The organism is Pseudodesulfovibrio mercurii, from assembly GCF_000189295.2.
Lineage (GTDB): Bacteria > Desulfobacterota > Desulfovibrionia > Desulfovibrionales > Desulfovibrionaceae > Pseudodesulfovibrio > Pseudodesulfovibrio mercurii.
Map to the genome: position 1 here is coordinate 3561427 of NC_016803.1, position 23463 is coordinate 3584889.

Sequence of the window (23463 nt, forward strand, 5' to 3'; positions counted from 1 at the left end):
ACGATTACTCCGATTCTTCTTCCGGGAGGGAAAAGGCGTTGACGTGCTGCTGGGCAAATCCCATGCCGCGCCGGAAAAAGATGTCCAGTCCCTTGGCCGCGTGCGCGATGATTTCGGGCAGATGCGCGGCGGATTGCGGGTCGAAGGGCTCCAGGACCCAGTCCGGGATGGGCTTGTACTGGTCGGCGGGCCGACCGATGCCCAGCCGCAGCCGGTGGAAGTCCGGGGTGCCGAGGCGTTCCTGGATGGACTTGAGCCCGTTGTGGCCGTTGTCGCTGCCGCCCCGCTTGAACTTCATGCGCCCCACGGGCAGATCCAGCTCGTCGTGGACCACCACCAGGTCGCCGGGTTCGATGGCGTGGCGGCCGCAGATGCGGGCCACGGCCTTGCCGGACAGGTTCATGTAGGTCAGGGGCTTGGCCAGGAGCCGGAAGGCCCCGGCGAACTTGCACTGCCACAGGTCGTAGTCGCCGGACTCCTCGATCTTCTCAAGGTGCATGGACTTGCGCTCACCGGCAAGTTGCAGGAGATGGTCCACGAGCATGAACCCGATGTTGTGCCGGGTGTTCGCGTATTCGGGACCGGGATTGCCCAGTCCCACTATGGCGCCTTTGAAATCCATGAGTCGGGTCCGTTCTCCGCGCGGCGGTTCGCCGCGAAAGGCAATGTATCAGGCTCTTCGCCGGGAAGCAAAAAAAATCCCGGAGCACGACATCGCGCTCCGGGATGTGGTGACTTGGTGATTGCGCGGGGTTATTCGGCCGCGGCTTCGGGAGCGGCGGTTTCACCTTCTTCGCCTTCGCCCTCTTCCTGCATCGCGGCGATGGACAGGATGGCGAAGTTCTCTTCGAAGACCGGGGTGACGCCTTCGGGGAAGGTCACGTCCTCAATGTGGACATGGTCCATGACATCCAGGTCGGTGATGTCGATGACGATGGCCTCGGGGATGTCCATGGGCTTGCAGATGACCTCGATGTGCTCGCGGTACTGCTCCATCACGCCGCCGAGCTTGACGCCCTTGGAGTTGCCGACGATCTCGAACGGGACGGCGACCTTGATTTCCTTGGTCAGGTCCACGCCGAAGAAGTCCACGTGCTCGGGCACGCCCTTGACCGGCTCGTTGCGCACGCGCCACAGCAGGGCGGGCATGGTCTCGGTCTTGCCGCCGCGCTCCAGGACCAGTTCGAAGACCTGGGAGTTGCCCACGGCCGCGTAGGTCTTCTGGAGGGGGACCATCTGCACCTTGACCGGGATGTTGGCGCCCTTGGCGTCGTAGTAGATGCCCGGGACCATGCCGGAGGCACGGAGGCGGCGGTTGGGGCCCTTGCCCATCTCGGACCGTTCCTGAACGTTCAGTTTCAGCAGATCTGCCATGATAGTTTCTCCTTGTTACGCCCTGGCCGTCCACCATGGACGGACGCTCGCGCTTTAAATGGTTCGGGGCCTTGCGGCCCGTTTACACGAAATTTCTACGTGAACAGCACGGAAACCGAGGATTCCGTGTGCACGTTGTTGATCGCCTTGGCCAGCAGCGAGGCCACGGAGCGGACCTTGAGCTTGCTGCACAGGTTCTGCTTGTCGCCCAGCGGGATGGTGTCGGTGACGACCACCTCGGAGAAGGCGGACTCCTCCAGGCGCTGGCAGGCCGGGCCGGACAGGACCGGATGGGTGGCGCAGGCGAGCACGTCCTTGGCACCGTTCTCCATGATCACGTTGGCCGCCGCGCACATGGTGCCCGCGGTGTCGATCATGTCGTCGATGACCACGGCCACCTTGCCCTCGACGTCGCCGATGATGTGCATGGCCTTGGCCTGGTTGGGCGCGTCGCGGCGCTTGTCCACGATGGCCAGGGTGGCGCCCAGCCGTTTGGCGTAGGCCCTGGCGCGTTCCACGCCGCCCGCGTCCGGGGAGATGATGACGAAGTCGTCGTCCCGGTCGCGCAGGGACTCGATGAGCACGGGCGCGGCGAAGAGGTTGTCCACGGGCACGTTGAAGAAGCCCTGGATCTGCCCGGCGTGCAGGTCGATGGTCACCAGCCGCTGCATGCCCGCGGTGGACAGCAGGTCGGCCACGAGCTTGGCGGAGATGGGCGCGCGGGGCACGACCTTGCGGTCCTGGCGCGCGTAGCCGAAATAGGGGACCACGGCGGTCACGCGGGAGGCGGAGGCGCGCTTGAGCGCGTCGAGCATCAGGCACAACTCCATGAGGTGGAAGTTGACCGGGGAACAGGTGGGCTGGACCACGAAGACGTCGTCGCCCCGGACGTTCTCACCGATCTCGATGCGGATTTCGCCGTCGGAAAAGCGCTCGCGCAGGACCGGCGACGCTTTGGTGCCGAGGTGCTCGCAAATGGCGTCGGCCAGTTTCGGACTTGCGGACCCGCTGATGATTTTCAGTTCACCGTGCATGACTACCCTCTGTGCAATCGTGGTTAAATTCTGGCTGGGGCGGGAGGATTCGAACCCCCGAATGTCAGGACCAAAACCTGATGTCTTACCGCTTGACGACGCCCCAGCAAAAAATGTCGATAAGCGGCCGATCACTGCGTTGCTGCGCAAAATCCGGACCCTTGCATATTACGACACGCGGCGGTCCCGAATTTTGTTTGCGCCTTGCGCTCGACCACTTCTCGACATTTTTTGCCCTGCTCCCTGTCTGGAGCCTGCCGTCGTCGGCTCGGGGCTGTCGATAAGCGGCCGGTTTTCGCAATGCAAAATCCGGACCCATGCGTATTGCCATACGCGTCGGTCGCGAATTTCGCTGCGCCCGCTTCGACCATCGACTTGCATCCCTTTCGGGGCGTCGCGTTCGGGTGGTGTCCCCGGCACGGTGGCGGGGGCGGCGACGTCGGTCTGGTCCGGCCCTTATCCGGTTTCGTGCCCCTAGGGGCAGTCCACCTGAAAAATTTCAATCCCCTGTTTTTCGAGAGCCCGGACTGCGGACGTGGCAGAACCCCTGTCCCGATATATGCCGAACAGGGAGGCTCCCGAGCCGCTCATGGCGGCGTGTTCGGCCCCGTGGGCGAGGAGTGTTTGCTTGATATCCCTCAGGGATGGGTACTCCTCGAAGACGACCGGCTCGAAGTCGTTCGTCATCTCCCGGGGCGAAACGGGAGAAGGATTCTTAGTACCCCCCCCTGCGGATGTCAAGGATTCATGGATATTGGGCGCGTCGCATTTTTCGTCCCAGGCGCGGAAGGCCCAGGCCGTGTCCACGTGAATGGCCGGGCAGGCCAGGATCAGGGTGGCGCCGGACAGGTCCACCTCGGCCGGGGTCAGGGCCTCGCCGATGCCGCCCGCCCAGGCCGGGCCGTCCAGGAGGAAGAAGGGCACGTCCGCGCCGAGCCCGGCGGCCAGTTCGATCATGGCCTCAAGGGGCAGCGCCCTGTCGCCCGCCTCCCGGTTGAGCCACCGGAGCAGGGCGGCCGCGTCCGAGCTGCCGCCGCCCAGGCCGCCGCCCATGGGGATGCGCTTGGTCAGGGTGACGAAGATGCCGGGCTGGAATCCCGTGGCCGCGCCGAAGGCCTTCCATGCCTTGTAAAGGATATTGGACGTGGTCTCCAGCTCCGGGCGTCCGGGGCAGCGGATGTAGAAGTCGTCGTCCGGGCCGGGCAGGACCTCGATGACGTCGCAGGGCGCGGACACCGGGTAGAAGAGGGTGCGCAGCTCGTGGTAGCCGTCGTCCCGCAGGCCGAGGATTTCCAGGTGCAGGTTGATCTTGGCCGGGGCGATGAGGGTGTCTGCTTCCATGGGAGTAAAAAAAGGGGGGCTCCCTGCGGAGCCCCCCTGTGGGTTGATGGCTTACTTGTTGTCCAGGGGCAGGGCCACGAAGCTGTTGCGGCCCTGGCGCTTGACCAGGAGCATGACCGCGCCGCGCTTCTCCGCGCTCTTGATTACGTCGTTCAGGTCGGCCACGGAGTTGACGTCCTTCTGGTTGGCCTGGAGGATGACGTCGCCCTGGCGGATGCCTTCCTCGCCGGCGGGCGTGTTCGGGTCCACGTTGACCACGAGCAGACCCTGGGTCTTGTCCAGACCCAGCGCCTGGGCTTCCTGGTCGGTCAGCGGCTTGAGGGCCATGCCGAGCACGGTGGCGGCGGCCGGACCCTGATCCTGCTGGTTCGGGGCCATGGCGGCCAGGGCCTTTTCATTGCGCTGGCCCAGGGTGACGGTGCGGGTTACCTTTTCGCCGTTGCGCCAGAGCACGAGGTCGGCCTTTTCGCCGGGGGCCAGGCCCGCGATCTTCTTGAGCAGGTCGTTGTTGTCCTCGATCTTCTGGCCGTTGACCTCGAGGATCACGTCGCCCTGCTTGACGCCGCCCTTGTCGGCCGGAGCGCCCTTGCCCACGGAGGCGACCAGCGCGCCCACGGGTTCGGCCAGGCCCAGGGCCTTGGCCTGGGTCTCGCTGACCTGCTGGATGGTCACGCCGAGCCAGCCGCGCTGCGGGGCCTTGCCTTCCTTGAGCAGAGCGATGACCTTGGCGGCCTGGGTGGACGGGATGGCGAAGCCGATGTTCTCGGCGGCCGCGTTGATGGCGGTATTGATGCCGATGACCTCGCCGTCCATATCCAGGAGCGGGCCGCCGGAGTTGCCGGGGTTGATGGACGCGTCGGTCTGGAGGAAGTTGTCAAAGGGACCGGCGCCGATGATCCGGTGCTTGGCCGAGATGATGCCCGCGGTGACCGTGTTGTCCAGGCCGAAGGGGTTGCCGATGGCCAGGACCCACTCGCCCACCTGGAGCTTGTCGGAGTCGCCGAACTTCAGGGTCGACAGGGTATGGTCGGCCTTGATCTTGATGACCGCCAGGTCGGTTTCCTGGTCGGCGCCCACGACTTCGGCCGGGTATTCCTTCTTGTCGTCCTGGAAGCGCACGGTGACCTTGTCCGCGCCGTTGATGACGTGGTTGTTGGTGACGATGAGTCCGTCGGGGGAGATGACGAAGCCGGAGCCCTGGCCGAGCATCTTGCGCGGCTGCTGTCCCTGCGGACCGAAGAACTGGTCGAACCGCTTGAAGAACTCGTGGAACGGGTGTCCTTCGGGAACCTGCTGCCGGAACTGCTCCATGGACGGGGCCTGGGCGGTTTTTTCCGTGGAGATGAAGACCACGGCCTTGCCCGCCTTGGCGGCCAGCTCCGTGAACACGGGCAGGTCGCGCGCCTGTGCAATAACCGGCACAGACAGCACAAGGGTCAGGACAAGGGTGAGAAGTTTTGCCTTACGATTCATATTTGCCTCCATACAGGATGCGGAAAACAGGATGGCGGCTCATACCGCCTTTGCCGTATATAGCTCTTTTTTTTCTGTTGTAAATAGTGTGCCCGCATTTGCACATGCATTTCGCCCGCGCGGGGCTTCTTCCGCGCCCGGCAACCCGCCCCAGGCCACGAAAGGCTTGCCTTTTCACCCGCCGTCGGCTAGGAACGATTCCCCGGCACCTGCCGGAACGTGCCCCCATAGCTCAGGTGGATAGAGCACAAGATTCCTAATCTTGGTGCCGCGTGTTCGAATCGCGCTGGGGGCACCATGTCATCAAGAACCCGCTTTCTTTGGAGAGCGGGTTCTTCTTTGGCGTGTTCGCGGGAGGTCGGGATCGTGAGCGGTGCGGCGGCTATTCGGGGCAGGTGTTGTCGTCGGCCGGGACCGTGGGCAGGGTGAAGGTGAAGACGCTGCCGCGGCCCAGGGTGGACTGCACGCGGATGGTGCCGCCGTAGTGCTCGACGATCTCCTTGCAGATGGCCAGGCCCAGACCCGTGCCCTGTGCCTCGTTGCGCACGGTGTCGCCCAGGCGGGACTTGTGGAACTTCTCGAAGATGTAGTTCAGCTCGTCCTCCGGGATGCCCGAGCCCGTGTCGACGACCGACACGGTCAGGCTCTCGGCATGCTCCAGCAGGGCCACGGTGACGCGGCCCTGGCGGGTGAACTTGTAGGCGTTGTTCAGCAGGTTGATGAGCACCTGTTTGATCTTGTCCGGGTCGGCCTTGATGCGCCGGACGGTCTCGGGCAGGACCGTGACCAGCTCCACGGACCGCGAGGCGTTGAAGCCGCCCGAGGCCGAGGCCACGGCCTCGCGGATGACCCGTGTCGGGTTCAGGGTGTCGTCGTTCCAGCACGCCTTGCCCGACTCGATGCGGTTGATGTCCAGAAAGTCGTTGATCAGCCGGGTCAACCGTTCGCCCTCGGTGTCGATGATCCCGAGGTTGCCCTGGATGCGCCGCCCCTTGGCCGACAGCTGCTCGCCCCTGGCCAGTGGCAGGAAGTGGCGGGTGAAGTCCTTGGCGCAGAGCTTGGCGAACCCCCGGATGGAGGTCAGCGGGGTGCGCAGCTCGTGGGAAACCGACGAGACCATGGACGACTTGATCTCGTCCAGGGTCATGAGCCGCCGGTTGGCCTCCTCGAGTTCTGCCTTGCGGGCCTCGATCTCGGCGGTGCGCTGCTCGACCTTGTCCTCCAGCTCCTCGTTGAGCCGGGTCAGGGCCTCCTCGATGGTCTTGCGCTCGATGGCCATGGCCACCTGCTCGGACACGGCGGTCAGGAAGGTGGCCGCCTCGTCGGAATACTGCCGGGGGTTGGCGTAGTCCTGCACGGCCATGGCCCCGACCACGCGCTCGCCCTGCCTGAGGGGCACGCCCAGCCAGGCCGCGGGCGGGGTGCCGATGACCCCGATGGCGGCCAGCCGCTCCTCGATGCCGGGGTCGGCCTGGGAAAGATACAGGGGCGCGGCGGTCCGGAAGACATGGATGGTCAGGCTGCTCTGGCCCGGGTCGCTGATGTTGGGAATGTCGAAATAGTCGTCCATCTCGTCCTGGAAATAGACGAAGCGGAGCATGTCGTTCTTCTCGTCCAGCATGGCGATGAAGAAATTCCGGGCCTCGATGACCTCGCCGATGATGGCGTGGATGGTCTGGTACAGGTCGCGCAGGTTGCGGGTGGTGTTGACCGCCGTGGAGATGGCGTAGAGCGCGTGGGTGGTGCGCTCGTTGAGCTTGCGCGCGGTGATGTCCTGCAGGAACCCCTCGAAGTAGGCCACCGCGCCGTCCTGGGCGCGGACCATGCGGGTGTTGCCCGCCAGCCATATGGCGCCGCCGTCCTTGCGGCGGCAGTGGTATTCGTAATTCTGCAGCTCGCCCTGGGCGTAGATGCCGTCGAGAAAGGCCTGGCGGTCCGCGTCGTTGATCAGGATGTCCGTGCCGATGTCCCCGACGTTGCCCACCATGTCCTCGGGGGAGTCGTAGCCGAGCATCCGGGCCAGGGCCGGATTGACGGTCAGGAAACGCCCTTCCGGGGAGGCCTGGAAAATGCCGCTGCTGGCGTGCTCGATCATCAGCCGGAAGCGCTCCTCGCTCTCGCGCAGGGCGTCCTCGGCCTGCTTGCGCTGGGTGATGTCCGTGTGCGTGCCGGAGAGGCGGTAGACCTTGCCGTTCTCGTCCAGCGTACTGCCTCCCCGCCCGAGAATCCAGCGGATGGAGCCGTCCTTGTGGATCTGGCGGAATTCCACCTGGAACTGCTCGATCTCGCCCTCGATGCAGCGCATGTTGGCGGCCATGGCCCGTTCCCGGTCGTCCGGGTGCAGGCTCTTCAGCCAGGAGTCCACGCAGTTGGGGAACTCCTCCTCGGTGTAGCCGAGAATCTCGCGGTAGCGGGGGGAGTAGAAGCATTCGTCGCTGGCCAGGTACCAGTCCCAGAGGCCGTCGTTGGCGCCTCTGGCCATGAGCTGGTAACGCTCCTCGCTCTTGCGCAGGGCGTGCAGGGCCTCGTCGCGCTCGGTCACGTCGATGAGCGAGCAGACCCGGTCGTCCGTGTCGGGGACGTTGCGGACGAACAGGTGGATGCGCCTACGCACGCCGTCCCGCGTCAGGAAGGTGAATTCGTAGTCGCTGGGCGGATGGCCGATCTTCCGGGCGCGGTCCTCCTGGAACCGCTCCATGCGCTTTTGTTCGTCCGGGGGCACGAAGTCGGTCCAGCCCAGTTTGCCCTCGATCTCCTCGCGTGTGCAGCCGGACATGAGGCAGAACTGCGAGTTGCAGCGCCGGATGGTCGCGTCCTTGCCCAGCAGGACCATGGCCGTGCCCGTGGTCTCGAACAGGATGCGGTAGTGGGTCTCGCTGGAGCGCAGGGCGTCCTCCACCTGGCGGATCTCGGACACGTCGATGACCACGCCGCGCAGGCCCACGACCTGCCCGTCCCGCCTGACCGGCTGGGTGTAGGTCTTGATGGGCACCACGGAGCCGTCCTTGCGCATGGCCATGTATTCCTCGTGCTCGAAGTCCTCGCCGTTGAGGACGCGGGCGAGGTTCAGGCGGGCGCGCCGGATGGAGTCCGGGTGGATGATGGCGGTCAGGGGCAGGTCGGTCCGGAGGTCCTCCTCATCGTACCCGAAGGTCTCCAGGGCGTGCTTGTTGGCGTAGCGGAAGATTTCGTCCCGGTCGATCTCGAAGATGAACAGGGGGAACTCGTCGGCGATGGGCGGCCAAGCCTGGTCGCGTACGCTGTCGAACCGTGCGCGGAGGTCGTCGAGCTCCGCGATGAGCTCTGCCTTGGTCTTGCGTTCGTCGCCTTTCATGGGTTCTCCAGTGAGCGTGACAACCGTAGCGGGGAGCCCGAAAAGAAGCAATGATAAAACGCCGTCCCGCCAAGGATAAACTCCTCGTCCTCGGGCGCGGAGGTGTTCTCCTAGCGGCCCGGCTGGGGTTTGCGGCGCTGGGTGCGCGGGGCCTTGCCCGCGGGCTTCCACCCTTTTTGGGGGAACTTGCGGCCGGGGGGCTTGCGCCGCGACTCGTCCCTGGTGACCAGGGTTTCTCCCTCGCGGCTGTTGACCCGCTCCATGACCCGGTCGGCCTCGGCGGCCGGGACCGTGAAGGTGGTCCGGTCGTTCTGCACCCGGACGTGCTGGATGGCCCACTGCTTGACGTTCGCGGCCGAGGCGATGAAGTCCACGAACCGCTTGGGGTTCATGCCGTGGGCGCGGCCCAGGGCGCAGGTCATGTCGGCCCGGCCCCGTCCGGCCGGTCCCACGGGCTCGATGCGGCGGTAGCCGGACTCGACCAGCTCTTCGCCGAAGGCGCTGCGCAGCAGGGCGGCGACCACCTCCTCGGCGGGCCTGTCGTGGAGCAGTTCCCCGGCCATGGCCAGATAGGCGCCGTGGCCTTCCGCCTCCAGGATGGCGTTCAGTTCATCCACCACCTTGCGCTTCTTGGAGTGGATGACGTCCTCGATGCGCGGCAGGGGCTCCTTGGCGATGTCGATGCCGGTGCTCTTGGCGATGTACATGAGCTTGCGGAATTCGTTCGGCGTGATCAGGGTGATGGCCACGCCCTGCTTGCCCGCGCGGCCCGTGCGTCCGGTGCGGTGCACGAAGGTCTGCGGGTCCTGGGGCAGGGCGAAGTTGACCACGTGGGTCAGGTCCGGCACGTCGATGCCGCGCGCGGCCACGTCCGTGGCCACCAGGATGGTCGCCTTGCGCTCGCGGAAGCCGCTCAGGATCTTCTCGCGCTGGGCCTGGTTCAGGTCGCCGTGGATGGGCTCGGCCGGGTAGCCGCGCTGGGTCAGGCGGGCGGCCACCAGGTCGGCGTCGGCGCGGGTGCGCACGAAGACCAGGCCGTAGAAGTCCGGCCGGGCGTCGATGACCCGGCACAGGGCCTCGAAGCGGTCGGAGTCGGCGATCTCGTGGAAGACCTGGCGAGTCAGGGGCGCGTCCGAGACCTCGGGCTTGACCCGGACCACGTCGAAGTCGCCCATGAATTCCCTGGCGATGGCCATGACCTCGCCGCCCATGGTGGCCGAGAACATGAGGGTCCGCCGGTCCGCGTTGGCCGAGGCCAGGATGGCGCGGACGTCGTCCACGAAGCCCATGTTGCACATCTCGTCCGCCTCATCGAGGATGAAGTAGGTCAACTGGTCGATGCGCAGGGAGCCGCGCTCCAGGTGGTCCATGATCCGGCCGGGGGTGCCCACGACCACGTCCACGCCCTGGCGCAGGGCCTTGAGCTGCATGTGGATGGCCTGGCCGCCGTAGACCGGGAGCACGCGGATGCGTTTGCCGCCCTTGAGGGAGTCGATCTCCTCGGCCACCTGGATGGCCAGCTCGCGGGTGGGGGCCAGGATGAGCGACTGGACGCGGCGCGCCCCCTCCTCGGCCGCTTCGATGACCGGCAGGCCGAAGGCCGCGGTCTTGCCCGTGCCGGTCTGTGCCTGGCCCACGATGTCGCGGGTGCCGGAGAGCAGTCGGGGAATGGTCAGGGCCTGGATGGGGGTGGGGGCGGTGAACCCCTTGGACGTCAGGGCGTCCAGGGTGGATCCGGAAAGCCCCAGTTCCTGGAAACTGGTCATGGTGTGCCTTTGGTAAAACGTGAAAAACGTGGTCTGTCCGGACGGCGCGCCACAGGGCGACATCGCGGCCCGCCGGAGGTCTCGAAGGGGGAGAGAGGGAGGGGGGAGTCCGGGGGAAGGGGAAGGGAGGAGATTCTCGACTCCTCCATTCCCCTTCCCCCGGCCGCCGGGGGCGGCTACCTGGGACGGAAGGTGATGCGGCCCCGGGTGAGATCGTAGGGGGAGAGTTCCACGGTCACGGTGTCGCCGGGCATGACGCGGATGCGGAACTTGCGCATCTTGCCGGAGATGTGGGCGAGCACGGTGTGACCGTTTTCGAGTTCAACGCGGAACATGGCGTTGGGCAGGGCTTCCTCAACCTTGCCCTGGACGACGATTCCTTCTTCTTTTGGCATCTATTTTTTTACCTCTTGTTACAGGGGACGGGAAAAGCCCGCCCCGGGAAAGGGCGGGCTGGGGTATGTCTTCTCTTGACGGGCGGCCGCGCTACCAGCGCGGGCGCTCGGGGCGGGGACGGGCTTCGTTGACTTTGAGGTTGCGGCCGCCGAAGTCGGAGCCGTCCAGGCTTTCGATGGCTGCCAGGGCGCCCTGGTCGTCCATTTCCACGAAGCCGAAGCCGCGCGGGCGACCGGTCTCGCGATCGTTGACCAGTTTGACGGAAATGACCTCCCCAAAGGTCTCGAACGCAGCGCGTACATCCTCTTCCGTGGCGCTCCAGGGCAGGTTGCCCACATAGATATTCTTAGCCATTACGTACCAAACTCCAAAAAATAGTGAAAAAAACGGCGCCTAACGCCCGGTGAAACCAGATCGAGGAAACGGCGGCGCGTGCGCCCTGCGGAACCTGAAATCATTCCACCCATTGTCGGTGCGGACCGGCCGAAACCGGCTGCGTCCCCATGGACGCCACCGACCACTGTAGTAGAGCCCCTTACGTGGGAGAAAGGGGATTCGTCAAGGGAAAAATGATTTGAGCAGGAATATCTCCTAGATAATGGACTCCATATCCGGGAAAATCCTGTCCGGGTCGTACAATCCGGGCCGCTCCTGGGCCATGGCGTCCATGGTGGCGAAGAATTCGTCCCAGCCCGCCACCTCGGCCACCTTCTTCTTGTCGATGAATATCTTGAAGATGGTCCCGCGCGGGCATCGGGTCAGGTTGAGTTCGAGCACGCCCTCGCCGGTCATTTCGGTCCAGAAGGCGGACCAGGAGGTGCGGTCGCCCTCGGTCTTCTTGTACTTCTCGAAATAGGCCTCGAAAATCCGTTTGATGTCGGCGCGTTCCATGGTGTCATCCTCGCTTGAAGTCGTCCTCGAAGAACCGGGTCCCGGCCACGAAGGCGGTCTTGAGGGGCTCGTAGCCGGGCTGCGTGGCCCCGCCGTGGTGGTAGGCGCAGAAGAAGCTCCCGTCGGCCAGCCGCGCCCAGCCCGAGTAGCCGAAATCCGGGGCCGCCGCGTGGCGGTCGTTGCGCAACTCCAGGACGCGCTCCCGGACCCATGCGTCCGGCACCCCGTCCCCGGCGGTCCAATGCCAAGCATACACCCGGCCGTAGGCGGGTTCAAGGATGTTCAGGGAAAGGCGTCTCCAGGTGCAGTCCACGGCGTTGTCCTCGAAGGGATAGGGCGCGCCGAACAGCACCGGCCGGGTCTCGGCGTGATCCGGGTCCACCGCGACCACGGCCCGCCGTTCCCCGTCCACGAAGGCCGCGACCCGGCCCGCCGCGTACTCGAAGCGCAGCCGGTGGAACCGGCCGGGGGCAAGCGGCACGGCCTGGGCGGGGTCCGCGTCCGGGACCATGGCCCCGGGGGTCAGCCGCCACCAGCAGCCCACGCGCACGGCGCAGCCGTTTTGCCCGGCCCGGTCCACCCGGACCTCGGCCTCCAGGGCCAGGGTCGCGCTGCGCGGGTCGGTCATGGGCCGCAGGGCGTAGCGCACCACGGAGCCGTTGCCCGCATCGTTGCGCACACGCATGCCCTCGGCGGAGAAGGTCGGGTTGGCCGGGTCCGCGGCCCGGCCGTGGACCCGGAAATCCGAGGCCAGCTCCGCCGCCGTGCCCAGCCAGGCGCAGGTACCCCAGTCCGGGCCGGTGTTGCGGTAGGTGACCAGCAGCCGCCCGTCGGCGAGCGGCCCCATGGTAGGGCGGTGGCCCATGAGCGCGGTGGGCGCGGGGCGCGACCATGTGGCCCCGTCGTCGTCGCTGTGGACCAGGTACATGGGCTCGAATACGAAGCTGTTCTCGCGCAGCAGGGCCAGGATGCGGCCCGTGGGCAGCCGGGTCATGGAGGCCTCGCACAGGACCAGGTTGCGCTCGGCGGCCATGACCGACAGCCGCGCCCAGGTCCGGCCCCGGTCCGTGGAGCGGTAGACCACCTGCTCGGTGGGCGGCTGGCGGATGGCCGGGTGCTCCTTGTCGCCCAGATGGCGGTGACCCGTGGTCAGCCAGCCGCCGTCGTCCAGGACCAGGGCGCGGTCGAGCATGTCGTGGGTCAGCCCCGCGGCCTCGAAGGGACGCCAGGTGCGCCCGTGGTCGGGGCTTTCGAAAAAGAAGCGCGAGCTGTCCGACAGGACGATGCGGCCATCCGGGAAGACGTTCAGGCGCGGGCTGTGGCTGCGCGGGGAGTCGGGGTACGCGGGCGCGGACCAGGTCCGGCCGTCATCGCGGCTGGTCCGGATCACGAGCACGCGCCGAGTGGGGCGGACGTGCCGGTCCGCCTCGTTGTAGGCGACGATCAGCGTGCCGTCATGGGCCCGGATCACGTCCGGGAAGGCCAGGTACCGCCCGTCCCGGCGGTCGATGACCACGTGGCGGTCCGCTTGCTCGGACAGGCTGGGCATGCCGGTCCCCGGCTACTCCTCGGCGCGCGAGTCTTCCACCCGCTTGGTCTTGGAGAAGCTGCGCGGCAGCTCGCCCGGACCGAGGATGGTCACCTCGCCGCGCACCAGGATGTTCTTGCGGATCTCGTCGGCCAGGGCCTTGGCCAAGTCGTCGTCGCACCCGGACGTCGCGCCGGGCGCGCGTTCAACGTGCACGGCCATGTGGTCCAGGCCGTCCTTGCGGCTGAGGAAGATCTTGTACTCGGCGGACAGCTCCTTGAAGTGTTCGAGCACGGAGCCGATCTGGCCGGGGTAGATGTTCACGCCCCGGAAGATGAACATGTCGTCGGACCGGCCCATGATCCTGTCCACGCGGGGCAGGGTCACACCGCAGGCGCACTGGCCGGGGATGAGCCGGGTCAGGTCGTGGGTGCGGTAGCGGATGAGCGGCGAGGCCTCCTTGCGCAGGGAGGTGACGACCATCTCGCCGACCTCGCCGGGGGCCACGGGCTCAAGGGTTTCGGGGTCGATGATCTCGGTGATGTAGTAGTCCGCCCAGTAGTGGATGCCGTCGTGGGCGTCGCATTCGAGCCCCGTGCCCGGACCGTACAGCTCGGTCATGCCGATGATGTCGTAGCTGTCCTCCAGCCCCAGAGCCTCCTCGAACTGGCGGCGCATCTTGGGGGTGTGGGTCTCGGAACCGAAAATGGCCTTTTTCAGGTTGATCTTGTCGGCCAGCCCCTGTTTCTGGACCTCCTCGCCCATGAGCAGGGCCATGGAGGCCGTGGAGCACATGCAGGTGGGTTTGAGGTCGGTGAGCATCTGGAGCTGAATTTCCAGCAGCCCCGGCCCCACGGGCAGGGCCATGGCCCCGAACCGCTCGCAGCCGAGCTGGAAGCCCGCGCCCGCGGTCCACAGCCCGTAACCCACGCAGATCTGGACCCGGTCCTCCACGGTCAGCCCGGCCATCTCGTAGCAGCGGGCGAACATGTCCTTCCAGACGTCGATGTCGTTCTGGGTGTAGGCCAGTATCTTGCGCTTGCCCGTGGTTCCGCTGGAGCCGTGGATGCGGACCACGTCCCTTTCGGGCACGGACAGAAGCGGCATGGGGTAGCCGTCCTTGAGGTCCTCGGCCGTGGTGAAGGGAAGCTTGCGCAGGTCGTCCAGGGACGTGACGTCGCCCGGCTCCACGCCCAGCTCCTTGAAACGTGCCCGGTAGAACGGGCTGTCGGCATACACATGACCCACGGTCCACTTGAGGCCTTCGAGCTGGATGTCGGCGATCTGTTCCTCGGTCAAATGCGGTATGAAACGGTGGTCCATGTGCGGCTCCATTGATGCGTGTGCGACGGCGCGTCTCTTGTGCCGGAAGGGGAAATCCGGTAACTTCAATACTGTTGCGCCAGCGGTATTCATGCAGCAAAAGCCGCGAATCTTCAAGCCCCAAGGACGTTATGGACATCATCCCCACCTGGGCCTTCTACCTCGCCGCCGCCGTGGCCGGACTCGAACTCGGCGGCCTGTCCACCATCTTCATCCAGCGCTGGATCGACGAGGAGCCCATCTGTCGGCCGGGCGGCTCCAAGTGCCCTTCGTGCAACGCGCGGCTGGCCTGGCGGGAGACCATCCCCCTGGTCAGCTTCCTCCTGCTCCGGGGCCGCTGCCGACACTGCGGCGCGCCCATCGGGGTGCAGTACGTGCTGGCGGAAGTGGCCTGCATGGCCTGGGCCCTGGCCTCGGCCCACACCTTCGGGCTGAGTCCGGAGTGGGGCGTGTACCTGATCCTCGGGGTCATGCTCATCGCGGGCAGCCTCATCGACTTCGAGACCTTCCTGCTGCCCGATCGCATCACCCTGGGCGGCACGGCCATGGCCCTGGCGGCCAGCTTCTTCCTCCGGACAGGCCCCACCTGGCAGGAGGCCCTCCTGGGCGCCGCCGTGGGCGCGGGGCTGTTTTGGGTCCTGCAACAGCTCTACCGGCTGTGGCGCGGACAGGAGGGGCTGGGCACCGGCGACGTCAAGCTCATGGCCATGATCGGGGCCATGACCGGGCTGAGCGGGCTGGCTCCGACCATCCTGGTGGGCAGCGTGACCGGGGCGCTCGGCTCCGTCTACTACATGCTCCGTCCGGGCAGGGGCGGCATCCGGGGGCGCGTGCCCTACGGCCCGTTCCTCAGCCTGGGCTGCCTGCTCTACCTGCTCTACGGCCCGCAGCTTCTGCGCTGGTGGCAGCACTAGGCCTTTCGCCTCCGGTTCCGGCGGGCACGAAAAAACCGCCCGATGCGGTCGAGCGGTTTCGGGGAATCGGGCCTTTGGCCGATTGGAGGGTGGGCGGATCACCGTCCCCGGTCGGGGTTGGTGACGGCCAGCACGGGAAGGGTTTCCTGTGCGGCCTTTTTTTCGACCTTGGGCCTGGTCTTCTGGGTTTTGGACTTGGTCTTGGGCGCCGGCGGGATGTCCCTGGACGGCACGGACGAGGGCTTGGGCGCGGGGGCCAGCTGGGCGGTCATGATCTGGGGCTCGGGTCCGGCGTTCTCCTGGTGGTATAGGTAGGAGACCACCCGGTTGATGCCGTCCATGCTCATGGCGTGGGCCACGATGCGGTCGCGCTCGGTCTTGTCGTGGATGACCCCGAGCAAGATGATGTCGCCCTGGACGATCTGCACCTCCACGGGCGTGGAGGTGACCTCGAAGTCGGCCATGAGCTGGGTGCGCAGCTCCGCGTACTTGGCCTGGTCCGAGAAGAAATCGTTGTCCTCGTTCTCGTCGTGCAGGTACAGGCGGCTGATGATCTCGCGCTTGCCGTCCACCTTCTCCATGCACTGGTAGATGGACTTGAGCTGCTCCTGGGAGTCGTATTCGCCCACCAGGTAAAGCTTGCCGAAATAGCAGTAAGTGGTGATCTGGTTCGCCCGAATCTGCTTGTCCCGGTACAATTCGGCCTGGGCGTGCCCGGCCACGATGGCGTCGAGCATCTGCTGCTCGGTGGTCCGCTCGTCCATGGCCGTCTCGTACACGGACTGTCCGCTGCCGATGATCGACGAGACGTAGGCGGGCGCTCCGGGAATGAGCCCGATGCCGAAGGGCACCATGGCGCAACCGGGCAGCAGCAGGACCCCTGCGATCACGATAAACAATTTGAGTCTGAACATTCGTACCGTCCCCCCATAATTTGGCGTTCAGGCTCCACCCTGCGCAAGAAACAGCAAGAACCCTGCCAGAAAGGTCGGGAACGGGGACATTTCTCCTTGGCCCTAGAGGGGCGAAGGTTTCGTAAAGACAGTAGTTTTCGTTGGGGAAAAGGATGATCCACTAATCGTGGATTAATCGCCGAACCAGGGATCGAACGGTCCAGTAAAAGTGGACTCCGGCCGGTCTAGAACTTGCCCGCACGGCGGGGCCAGTACCCGGTGAACCCCTTGCAGACGATGATGGTGAACTTGCGGCCCTCGCCGCCCTTGAAGGAGGACTGGTAGAAGATGGGTTCGCTTACGGAGGTGAACATCTTGTCCAGTTCGGGCACGGGCTGGTCGCGGAACCGCTTGCGGACCATGATCGCATTCCAGCCGAGCTTGTCCTGGCCGGGAACGGGCCAGAGGTCGTACTGGTTCATGCGCCGGTCCTCGCTCCATGTGCAGAAGGTGATGGGCTTACCTTCGAGGTAGAAGGCGAGCTCCGAGGTGAAGCCGTAGTTGTCGGACATGGCGAAGACCCGCGCGGGATCATCGAACTCGGCGCGGATGACCTCGTCCACCTTGTGGCCAAGGTCGGCCCAGCCCTTGAGCCGGAGGGTCGGGTTCAGGGAGTCGGGCAGGGGCAGGAGCGGGGAGACGAAGATGGCCAGGGTCAGGACGGCGGCCACGCCCGCCAGGATGATGCGACCGCGCGGCCGGCGATTCGGGGCGTCCCACCAGGCCTTGAAGGCCATGCCCGCCAGGATGGCGCCCGTGGCGAAGGCGGCGGCGGTCCAGTTGGCCTCCACCTTGGAGAAGAGGGCCTTGAGGGTGATCAGTCCCCACAGGGGCCAGAAGAAGAGCAGGGTCAGCAGGTCGCGGCGGTAGTCCGCGTCGAACCGGCCCACCGGGCCGACCCAGGCCTTGCGCGCCGCGCCCGCGGTGGCCGCCAGGATGAACCAGAACCACCACGGCGAGAGCAGGCCGATCTGCGCGCCGAGCATCTCGAAGAACGGGCCGATGCGGTCGGGCAGCCAGTCGCTGCCGCCCACGCCCGAGGTCAGCTTGGCCACGTGCTTGTAGGCCACCCAGCCGTTGTCCATGTTCCAGATGACGATGGGCGCGAGCCCCACGGCCGAGCCGATGAGCCCGGCGACGATGAAGCGTAGCCAGAACCGTTCGGGCAGCTGCCCCCGGAATTGCAGGATGACCGCGTAGAGCACGGCCACGCCCAGGAAGGCGAGCATCATGTACTTGGCCAGGATGCCCACGGCCATGCACAGGCCCAGGACCGCGAAGGGGAGGTTGGATACCCCGCGCTCCGTGTCGTGGCGCGTGGCCGAGGCCAGGGCGAAGAAGGCCACGGTCCAGCACAGGATCAGCGGGCAGTCCGTGGTGGCCAGGATGCCCAGCCCGTTGAGCAGGGGCATGGTCGCGGCCGCGAAGAGCACGAACACGGCCAGCCGGTACTCCCGCCAGACCCGCGACACCCCGAGATAGAGCGCGGCCTGGATGCCGGTCATGCCCAGGATGGACCCGAAGCGCACGCCCAGCTCGGTGTTCCCGAAGACCCAGGTCCACAGGCTGATGATCCAGGCGATGAGCGGCCCCTTGGAATAATAGGACAACTGCGGCCGCCTGATCCAATCCCAATACTGCGCCTCGTCCTGCACCAGGTTCAGCTGCCCGGAGGCCACGAACCAGTAGCGCACGGCGAAAGACACCAGAATGATGAAAAAGGCGAGGACATCCAGCCTGGGTGAGTATGTGTCTCTGGGCATCGTCATGACGCGCTTCAAGTATATTATTCGGAGGAAGGTGGCAAGTTACGGGCGGCGGCTTGGGATAGCGGGCCATCTGTACATTTGGAAATGCACAGCTGACCCATTCTCCCAAGCCTATTCCGGGCGCGGGGGAGAGAGTCGCTGTCGGGTGGCTCGCACCCGAATCGTTCCAGGAAGAGGAAGAATAAAGGCCTTTGACTCGATGTTGAGTCGGAGGCCTTTTGTTGTGAACAGCCCCGCGAAGCGGCGACAAAAAGTTTAGGAAGGGAGAGGGGATGGGGGGCCGGAGGCATTCTTCAACTATACGGCCTCGAAGCAGATGAGGTTGGCGTGGCCGGTGTCGAGGGTGGAGGTATGGGAGAAGCCGTGGGGTTGGACCAGGGCGCGGACATCGGCATCGGACAGGCGGGAGTGCAGGGGCGGGCCGAAGTCGGCCTCGACCTTTTTGCATTCGAGCACGGCCAGGACGGCGTGGGGGCGCAGGACGCGGTGGAATTCGCGGAACATCTCGGGCGCGCGGTCGCGGACCTTCTTGATATGCAGGACCGTGGACAGGAAGACCGCGTCCACGGAGTGCGGGTCGATGGGCAGAGTGTCGATGATGTCCCCGGCAAAGGCGGTGATGGGGGCCTCGCCGGGCCGGGCGGGCAGGTTGTTCAGGGCGTCGGTGGACAGGGCGATATTGTCCACGGCGATGACCCGGCCGGTCTCGCCGAGCAGGCGCGCGGCGTACAGGGAATATTCCCCGGCCCCGCACCCGGCGTCCAGGAAGACCTGGCCCGGCCGGAGGTCCAGGTGCGCGAAGACCGGAGCCGGTTCCTGCAACCAGAAACTGGTCGGCCCATACCCCTTGCGGGGCCCATCGTCCGTTTGCAAGGATTTCGTGTTACTCATTTAAATAAAGTAACACCACCCGTTCGCCCCGTCAATCGACCGATAACCCACCCCGCGAAGCGGCGATAAAAAGTTCTGGAGGGGGAGTCCAGAGGGGGAACCTCTTTCAAGAGGTTCCCCCTCTGGCCGCCGGAGGCTACTTCCAGGGCTCCATGAAGGAGTCGCTGGAGCGGCCGGATTCGATGTGGGAGATGAGGGCGGAGCCGAATACGGCGGCGTCCATGAGGCCCTCGAATTCCTTGAGCTGGTCGGGATGTTTGATGCCGAAGCCCAGGGCCACGGGGATGTCGAAGACCTCCTTGGCCTCCTTGAGCTTCTCCTTGATGCGCGCGGGCAGGGCGTCGCGCTGGCCCGTGGTGCCGAGCACAGACACGAAGTAGCAGAACCCCTGCGCACCGTCGGCGTAGAGCTTCATGCGTTCCTTGGTGGTGTTCAGGCCGACCAGGGGGACCAGAGCCACGCCGTGCGGCTCGACCGCGTCCTTGACGAACTGGGACTCCTCGTGGGGCATGTCCGCGATGATCAGGCCGGACACGCCCGCGGCCTCGCAGTCCGCGCCGAACTTGTCGAGCCCGTACTGGTAGACCGGGTTGAGGTAGCCCATGAGCAGCAGGGCCGCCTTGAACTGGCCCTTGCGCTTCTTGAGCTCCGTGAGGATCCAGGTCAGGTTGATGCCGTCTTCGAGGCACTTAAGGGACGCCTTTTCCACCACCGGGCCGTCGGCCACGGGGTCGGAGAAGGGCATGCCGATCTCGATGACCGAGGCCCCGGCCGCGTCGAGTTCCGCCAGCTCCTTCCAGAACCGCTCACGGTTCGGGAAGCCCGCGGGCAGGAAGGGGATGAGGCCGACCTTGCCTTTCTTGCGGGCCTCTTCAATATGTATCTGCATGGGATTCATGACGATCTCCTAGAGTATCTGGTCGAGGATGCCGAGGTCCTTGTCGCCGCGCCCGGACAGGCAGACGAGCACGGACTTGCCTTGCAACTGCTCGCGGTTCTCGATGGCGTAGGCCACGGCGTGGGAGGATTCCAGGGCCGGGATGATGCCTTCGCGTCGGGACAGGACCTTGAAGGCGTTGATGGCCTGGGCGTCGTTGATGACCGTGTAGTCCACCCGGCCGATGGCGTCGAGGTGGGCGTGTTCCGGTCCCACGCCGGGGTAGTCCAGGCCAGGGGCCACGGAGTGGGAGGGCTCGATCTGGCCGTCCGGGGTCTGCAGCAGCTTGGTCTTCATGCCGTGCAGCACGCCTTCGGTGCCGTGGTCGATGGGCGCGGAGCTGTAGCAGCCCGGCTCGCCCGTGCCCGCCGCCTCGACGCCCACGATCTTCACGGACTCGTCCGGGATGAAGTGGTGGAACATGCCGATGGCGTTGGAGCCGCCGCCCACGCAGGCCACGACCACGTCGGGCAGGTCGCCCCCGTTGCGCTCCATGAACTGGGCCCGCGCCTCCTTGGAGATGATCTGCTGGAACTCGCGCACCAGGGTGGGGAAGGGGTGCGGTCCGGCGGCGGTGCCGAAGCAGTAGTGGGTGGTCTCCTGGTCCGCGATCCAGCGGCGCAGGGCCGCGTTGATGGCGTCCTTGAGGGTCTTGGTGCCCGACTCCACGGCGATGATGTCCGCGCCCATGAGGCGCATGCGGCCCACGTTGGGGGCCTGGCGGACCACGTCGGTGGCGCCCATGTAGATGACCGCCTTCATGCCGAGCATGGCGGCGGCGACCGTGGTGGCCACGCCGTGCATGCCCGCGCCGGTCTCGGCCAGGAGGACCTCCTTGCCCATCATCTTGGCCAGCAGCCCCTGGCCCAGGGTGTTGTTGATCTTGTGCGCGCCCGAGTGGTTCAGGTCCTCGCGCTTGAGCCAGAGGTCCAGGCCGAGGTCCTTGGACAGGTTCGGGCAGTAGGTGATGGCCGAGGGGCGGCCCACGTTTTCCTTGAGCATATTGGTGAAGCGGGTCTGAAACTCCTCGCTGGGGAGGATGGTTTTCATGGCCTCTTCAAGCTCGATGAGCGGCGGCATGAGCAGCTCGGGGATGAACTGGCCGCCGAAGTCGCCGAAGTATCCTTTCTTCATGGTGATTCCTTATTCCATTTCCGCGAGAATCCGGAAGATTTCCCGCAGCTTGGTTTCGTCCTTGATGCCCGGCGCGCGCTCCACGCCGGAGTTGAAGTCCAGGCCGGAGGGATTGGCCGTCAGGGCGTATCTGACGTTGTCCGGCCCGAGGCCCCCTGCAAGGAACCAAGGTGTTTGTATTTCAATATGTTGCAGTATCTCGATATTAATCGACTTGCCGGTGCCGCCCTGGCCCCTCACGCCCGCGTCCAGGAGGAAGTGGCCACAGACCTCGGAGTAGGCCTCCAGGTCGCGCTCCAGGGCGCGGGGGGAGGCGTAGGTCTCGGGCCAGAAGGCCCGGATGACCCGGTCGGGGCCGATCTTCCAGCAGAAGTCCACGTTCTGGCCGCCGTGCAGCTGGGCCGCGTGCAGTCCGCAGCGGTCCATGGTCTCGATGACCTCGTCGGCGGTCTGGTTGACGAACACGCCGACCTTGGAGACCTTGCCGGTCTTGACCGAGGCCACGAAGTCCGGGTCCGCGTTGCGCGGGCTGCCGGGATGGAAGATGAAGCCGATGAGGTCCACGCCAAGATCGACGCAGAGTTCGACGTCCTCCATGCGGGTCATGCCGCAGACTTTGACCAGGGGGCGCGCCATGCTACTTCACTCCCGCCAGTTCGGCCAGCTTGGCGCCGGGATCGTCGGCCTCCATGAGGGAGGTGCCGATGAGCACGGCGTCGAAGCCCAAGGAGGCCATCTCCTCCACCTGGGCGCGGGTGGACACGCCGCTGGCGCAGATCCACAGCTCGCCGTCGCGCTTCTGTTTGATGAAGCGTCGGCCCTGGTCCAGGGTGGTGGTCAGGGTGTCCAGGTCGCGGTTGTTGACCTGGATGATGTCCGCCCCGGCCTCGCGGGCCCGGTCCAGGTCCGCCTGGTCGAATATCTCGACCACCGGGGCCAGGCCGGGCATGCGGGCGATGTCGATGAGCTGCTTCAGGTGGGCGGCGTCGTCGCACATGCGGGCGATGAGCAGCACGGCCGAGGCCGGGCTGGACGCGGTCATGGCCACCTGGAGCGGGTCGAAGATGAAGTCCTTGCGCAGCAGGGGCAGCCCCGGCCCGTTCATCATGAACAGGAAGTCCGGGGTGCCCTTGAAGTACTTGTGCTCGGTCAGCACGGAGATGGCGGCGGCGCCGTTCTTGGCGTAGGTCTCGGCCACCTCCATGGGGTCGAGATCCGTGCGCAGCACGCCCTTGCTCGGGCTGGCCGGCTTGAACTCGGCGATGATCGCCCCCGGCCCCTTGGACCGGATGGCCTCGGTGAAGGAGGGGCGTTCACCCTGGTACATGGCGGGGATGCGCCCCTCCATGAAGTCCTTGCGCAGCGACTCGATCTCGAGCTGCTTGGCCTCGCGGAACTTATTCAGCATAGGGGATTCCTTTGGTCAGTCCTTTGTTCACCACGTCGCGGGCGATGTCGGCGCATTCGGCCATGGTGCCCTTGTCGAGCAGGTTGAGGCAGGCGGCCAGGTTGAGGGCGACCATGTCCATCATGGCCTCGGGGCCCTTGCCCGCCAGGATCAGGCGGAGCTTGTCCACGGCGTCCTCCTTGCCGGTGACACGCACGTCCTCCGGGGCGTGGCGCGGGAAGCCCAGGGCGGCGGAATCGACCACGGCCTTGTCCATGCGGCCGTCGTCGATGACGTAGCCCCGGTTCACTCCCCAGGTGGTCAGTTCGTCGAAGCCGCCCGCGCCCGCGAAGATGAGCGCCCGTTTCACGCCGGTCAGGAGCAGGGTCTCGCCCATGAGGAAGAGCCGCTCCGGGTCGCCCACGCCGAGGAGCTGGTGGGACGGCCGGGCCGGGTTGGTCAGCGGGCCCATGAAGTTGAACAGGGTACGGATGCCGAGTTGCTTGCGCACGGGCATGATGTACTTGAAGGCCGGGTGGTAGGCGGGCGCGAACAGGAAGGCGAAGTGGTATTTCTCGAATCCCGCGGCGGCCTCCTCCGGGGTCTGCTCCAGGGGGATGCCCAGGGCCTCCAGGGCGTCGGCCGAGCCGCAGGAGGAGGACAGGGCGCGGTTGCCGTGCTTGGCCACGGTGTAGCCCATGTCGGCCAGGAACAGGGACACGGCCGTGGAGCAGTTGAAGGAGCACTGGCCGTCGCCGCCCGTGCCGCAGGTGTCGATGACCGGCTCGGGACGGTTGCCGTCGAAGCCGGGAATTTTGCGCGCGTGGGAGATGACGGCGCGCACGCCCGCGGCCAGGTCCGTGGAGTCCTCGCCCTTGGCGCGCAGCCCCATGAGGAAGGCCCCGGCCTGGGCCTCGGTCAGGTTGCCGGTCATGAGTTCTTCGAACATGAAGTCCGCCTGGTCGTCGGTCAGGGCGCGTTTCTGGGCCAGAATCTCGAGAATTTCCGCTATGGTCAT

21 protein-coding genes and 2 tRNA genes are annotated in these 23463 nt (G+C 66.0%); 2 read left to right on the forward strand and 21 right to left on the reverse strand.

Annotated elements, in window-relative coordinates; all coding sequences use genetic code 11:
* Positions 1–4: 4 nt before the first annotated feature.
* The 6 genes from pth to DND132_RS16010 form a co-directional block, all read right to left on the reverse strand.
* On the reverse strand, positions 5–622 hold the full coding sequence (pth, locus tag DND132_RS15985; protein ID WP_014323803.1) for an aminoacyl-tRNA hydrolase: 618 nt from the start codon (positions 620–622) through the stop codon (positions 5–7).
* 131 nt (positions 623–753) lie between these two features.
* Positions 754–1374: a 50S ribosomal protein L25 gene (locus tag DND132_RS15990; RefSeq protein WP_014323804.1), complete on the reverse strand. Its 621-nt coding sequence runs from the start codon at positions 1372–1374 to the stop codon at positions 754–756.
* A 95-nt stretch (positions 1375–1469) separates the two neighbouring features.
* Positions 1470–2408, reverse strand: a complete 939-nt coding sequence (locus DND132_RS15995) for a ribose-phosphate diphosphokinase (protein WP_014323805.1) — start codon at positions 2406–2408, stop codon at positions 1470–1472.
* A 31-nt stretch (positions 2409–2439) separates the two neighbouring features.
* Positions 2440–2514: transfer RNA gene (locus tag DND132_RS16000), tRNA-Gln, on the reverse strand.
* 368 nt (positions 2515–2882) lie between these two features.
* Entirely contained in the window at positions 2883–3749 is an 867-nt protein-coding gene (gene ispE / locus DND132_RS16005; RefSeq protein ID WP_014323806.1) for a 4-(cytidine 5'-diphospho)-2-C-methyl-D-erythritol kinase, read from the reverse strand.
* A gap of 51 nt (positions 3750–3800) precedes the next feature.
* On the reverse strand, positions 3801–5222 hold the full coding sequence (locus tag DND132_RS16010; protein WP_014323807.1) for a DegQ family serine endoprotease: 1422 nt from the start codon (positions 5220–5222) through the stop codon (positions 3801–3803).
* Positions 5223–5443: 221 nt separating this feature from the next.
* Between DND132_RS16010 and DND132_RS16015 the strand changes: the two genes are divergently transcribed.
* Positions 5444–5520: transfer RNA gene (locus DND132_RS16015), tRNA-Arg, on the forward strand.
* An 84-nt stretch (positions 5521–5604) separates the two neighbouring features.
* On the opposite strand, the gene DND132_RS16020 is transcribed toward DND132_RS16015, so the two are convergent.
* From DND132_RS16020 to DND132_RS16050, 7 genes are all read right to left on the reverse strand, one after another.
* Complete coding sequence (locus tag DND132_RS16020) at positions 5605–8556, reverse strand: sensor histidine kinase (protein ID WP_014323808.1); 2952 nt, start codon at positions 8554–8556, stop codon at positions 5605–5607.
* A 110-nt stretch (positions 8557–8666) separates the two neighbouring features.
* Positions 8667–10322, reverse strand: coding sequence for a DEAD/DEAH box helicase (locus DND132_RS16025; RefSeq protein WP_014323809.1), 1656 nt, complete (start codon positions 10320–10322; stop codon positions 8667–8669).
* Between the two features lie 176 nt (positions 10323–10498).
* On the reverse strand, positions 10499–10717 hold the full coding sequence (gene infA / locus DND132_RS16030; RefSeq protein WP_014323810.1) for a translation initiation factor IF-1: 219 nt from the start codon (positions 10715–10717) through the stop codon (positions 10499–10501).
* Positions 10718–10808: 91 nt separating this feature from the next.
* Entirely contained in the window at positions 10809–11072 is a 264-nt protein-coding gene (locus DND132_RS16035; protein WP_014323811.1) for an RNA recognition motif domain-containing protein, read from the reverse strand.
* Between the two features lie 237 nt (positions 11073–11309).
* Positions 11310–11609, reverse strand: a complete 300-nt coding sequence (locus tag DND132_RS16040; RefSeq protein WP_014323812.1) for a hypothetical protein — start codon at positions 11607–11609, stop codon at positions 11310–11312.
* Positions 11610–11613: 4 nt separating this feature from the next.
* Positions 11614–13158, reverse strand: a complete 1545-nt coding sequence (locus DND132_RS16045) for a sialidase family protein (RefSeq protein WP_014323813.1) — start codon at positions 13156–13158, stop codon at positions 11614–11616.
* Positions 13159–13170: 12 nt separating this feature from the next.
* The gene (locus tag DND132_RS16050; protein ID WP_014323814.1) at positions 13171–14460 is read right to left on the reverse strand and encodes a phenylacetate--CoA ligase family protein; all 1290 of its coding nucleotides are present in this window, start codon (positions 14458–14460) and stop codon (positions 13171–13173) included.
* Between the two features lie 131 nt (positions 14461–14591).
* Between DND132_RS16050 and DND132_RS16055 the strand changes: the two genes are divergently transcribed.
* Entirely contained in the window at positions 14592–15374 is a 783-nt protein-coding gene (locus DND132_RS16055; RefSeq protein ID WP_014323815.1) for a prepilin peptidase, read from the forward strand.
* Positions 15375–15472: 98 nt separating this feature from the next.
* Here the strand turns inward: DND132_RS16055 and DND132_RS16060 are convergent, their stop codons facing one another.
* The 8 genes from DND132_RS16060 to trpD all read right to left on the reverse strand — a co-directional run bounded on the left by DND132_RS16060 (position 15473) and on the right by trpD (position 23463).
* On the reverse strand, positions 15473–16288 hold the full coding sequence (locus DND132_RS16060; RefSeq protein ID WP_014323816.1) for a BON domain-containing protein: 816 nt from the start codon (positions 16286–16288) through the stop codon (positions 15473–15475).
* 224 nt (positions 16289–16512) lie between these two features.
* Positions 16513–18096 carry an ArnT family glycosyltransferase gene (locus DND132_RS16065; RefSeq protein ID WP_148267017.1) on the reverse strand — a complete coding sequence of 528 codons (1584 nt, stop codon included), beginning with the start codon at positions 18094–18096 and terminating at the stop codon, positions 16513–16515.
* Between the two features lie 297 nt (positions 18097–18393).
* A complete protein-coding gene (locus DND132_RS16070) occupies positions 18394–18969 on the reverse strand; it encodes a class I SAM-dependent methyltransferase (RefSeq protein ID WP_041915835.1) in 576 nt (191 codons plus the stop codon).
* A 154-nt stretch (positions 18970–19123) separates the two neighbouring features.
* Complete coding sequence (trpA, locus tag DND132_RS16075; protein ID WP_014323819.1) at positions 19124–19885, reverse strand: tryptophan synthase subunit alpha; 762 nt, start codon at positions 19883–19885, stop codon at positions 19124–19126.
* A 9-nt stretch (positions 19886–19894) separates the two neighbouring features.
* A complete protein-coding gene (trpB, locus tag DND132_RS16080) occupies positions 19895–21058 on the reverse strand; it encodes a tryptophan synthase subunit beta (protein ID WP_014323820.1) in 1164 nt (387 codons plus the stop codon).
* A 9-nt stretch (positions 21059–21067) separates the two neighbouring features.
* Positions 21068–21694, reverse strand: a complete 627-nt coding sequence (locus tag DND132_RS16085; protein WP_014323821.1) for a phosphoribosylanthranilate isomerase — start codon at positions 21692–21694, stop codon at positions 21068–21070.
* A 1-nt stretch (position 21695) separates the two neighbouring features.
* Positions 21696–22466, reverse strand: coding sequence for an indole-3-glycerol phosphate synthase TrpC (locus DND132_RS16090; protein WP_014323822.1), 771 nt, complete (start codon positions 22464–22466; stop codon positions 21696–21698).
* Complete coding sequence (trpD, locus tag DND132_RS16095) at positions 22456–23463, reverse strand: anthranilate phosphoribosyltransferase (protein WP_014323823.1); 1008 nt, start codon at positions 23461–23463, stop codon at positions 22456–22458. The genes DND132_RS16090 and trpD overlap by 11 nt, the downstream gene beginning before the upstream one ends.

Bases quoted from the DNA above. Each gene is read 5' to 3' on its own strand.
- pth (WP_014323803.1), bottom strand. From the start codon at position 622: ATGGATTTCAAAGGCGCCATAGTGGGACTGGGCAATCCCGGTCCCGAA.
- DND132_RS16065 (WP_148267017.1), bottom strand. From the start codon at position 18,096: ATGACGATGCCCAGAGACACATACTCACCCAGGCTGGATGTCCTCGCC.
- trpA (WP_014323819.1), bottom strand. From the start codon at position 19,885: ATGAATCCCATGCAGATACATATTGAAGAGGCCCGCAAGAAAGGCAAG.
- DND132_RS16040 (WP_014323812.1), bottom strand. From the start codon at position 11,609: ATGGAACGCGCCGACATCAAACGGATTTTCGAGGCCTATTTCGAGAAG.
- DND132_RS16025 (WP_014323809.1), bottom strand. From the start codon at position 10,322: ATGACCAGTTTCCAGGAACTGGGGCTTTCCGGATCCACCCTGGACGCC.
- trpD (WP_014323823.1), bottom strand. From the start codon at position 23,463: ATGACCATAGCGGAAATTCTCGAGATTCTGGCCCAGAAACGCGCCCTG.
- DND132_RS16050 (WP_014323814.1), bottom strand. From the start codon at position 14,460: ATGGACCACCGTTTCATACCGCATTTGACCGAGGAACAGATCGCCGAC.
- DND132_RS16035 (WP_014323811.1), bottom strand. From the start codon at position 11,072: ATGGCTAAGAATATCTATGTGGGCAACCTGCCCTGGAGCGCCACGGAA.
- trpB (WP_014323820.1), bottom strand. From the start codon at position 21,058: ATGAAGAAAGGATACTTCGGCGACTTCGGCGGCCAGTTCATCCCCGAG.
- DND132_RS15990 (WP_014323804.1), bottom strand. From the start codon at position 1,374: ATGGCAGATCTGCTGAAACTGAACGTTCAGGAACGGTCCGAGATGGGC.
- infA (WP_014323810.1), bottom strand. From the start codon at position 10,717: ATGCCAAAAGAAGAAGGAATCGTCGTCCAGGGCAAGGTTGAGGAAGCC.
- DND132_RS16085 (WP_014323821.1), bottom strand. From the start codon at position 21,694: ATGGCGCGCCCCCTGGTCAAAGTCTGCGGCATGACCCGCATGGAGGAC.
- DND132_RS16010 (WP_014323807.1), bottom strand. From the start codon at position 5,222: ATGAATCGTAAGGCAAAACTTCTCACCCTTGTCCTGACCCTTGTGCTG.
- DND132_RS16090 (WP_014323822.1), bottom strand. From the start codon at position 22,466: ATGCTGAATAAGTTCCGCGAGGCCAAGCAGCTCGAGATCGAGTCGCTG.
- DND132_RS15995 (WP_014323805.1), bottom strand. From the start codon at position 2,408: ATGCACGGTGAACTGAAAATCATCAGCGGGTCCGCAAGTCCGAAACTG.
- DND132_RS16020 (WP_014323808.1), bottom strand. From the start codon at position 8,556: ATGAAAGGCGACGAACGCAAGACCAAGGCAGAGCTCATCGCGGAGCTC.
- DND132_RS16045 (WP_014323813.1), bottom strand. From the start codon at position 13,158: ATGCCCAGCCTGTCCGAGCAAGCGGACCGCCACGTGGTCATCGACCGC.
- ispE (WP_014323806.1), bottom strand. From the start codon at position 3,749: ATGGAAGCAGACACCCTCATCGCCCCGGCCAAGATCAACCTGCACCTG.
- DND132_RS16060 (WP_014323816.1), bottom strand. From the start codon at position 16,288: ATGTTCAGACTCAAATTGTTTATCGTGATCGCAGGGGTCCTGCTGCTG.
- DND132_RS16055 (WP_014323815.1), top strand. From the start codon at position 14,592: ATGGACATCATCCCCACCTGGGCCTTCTACCTCGCCGCCGCCGTGGCC.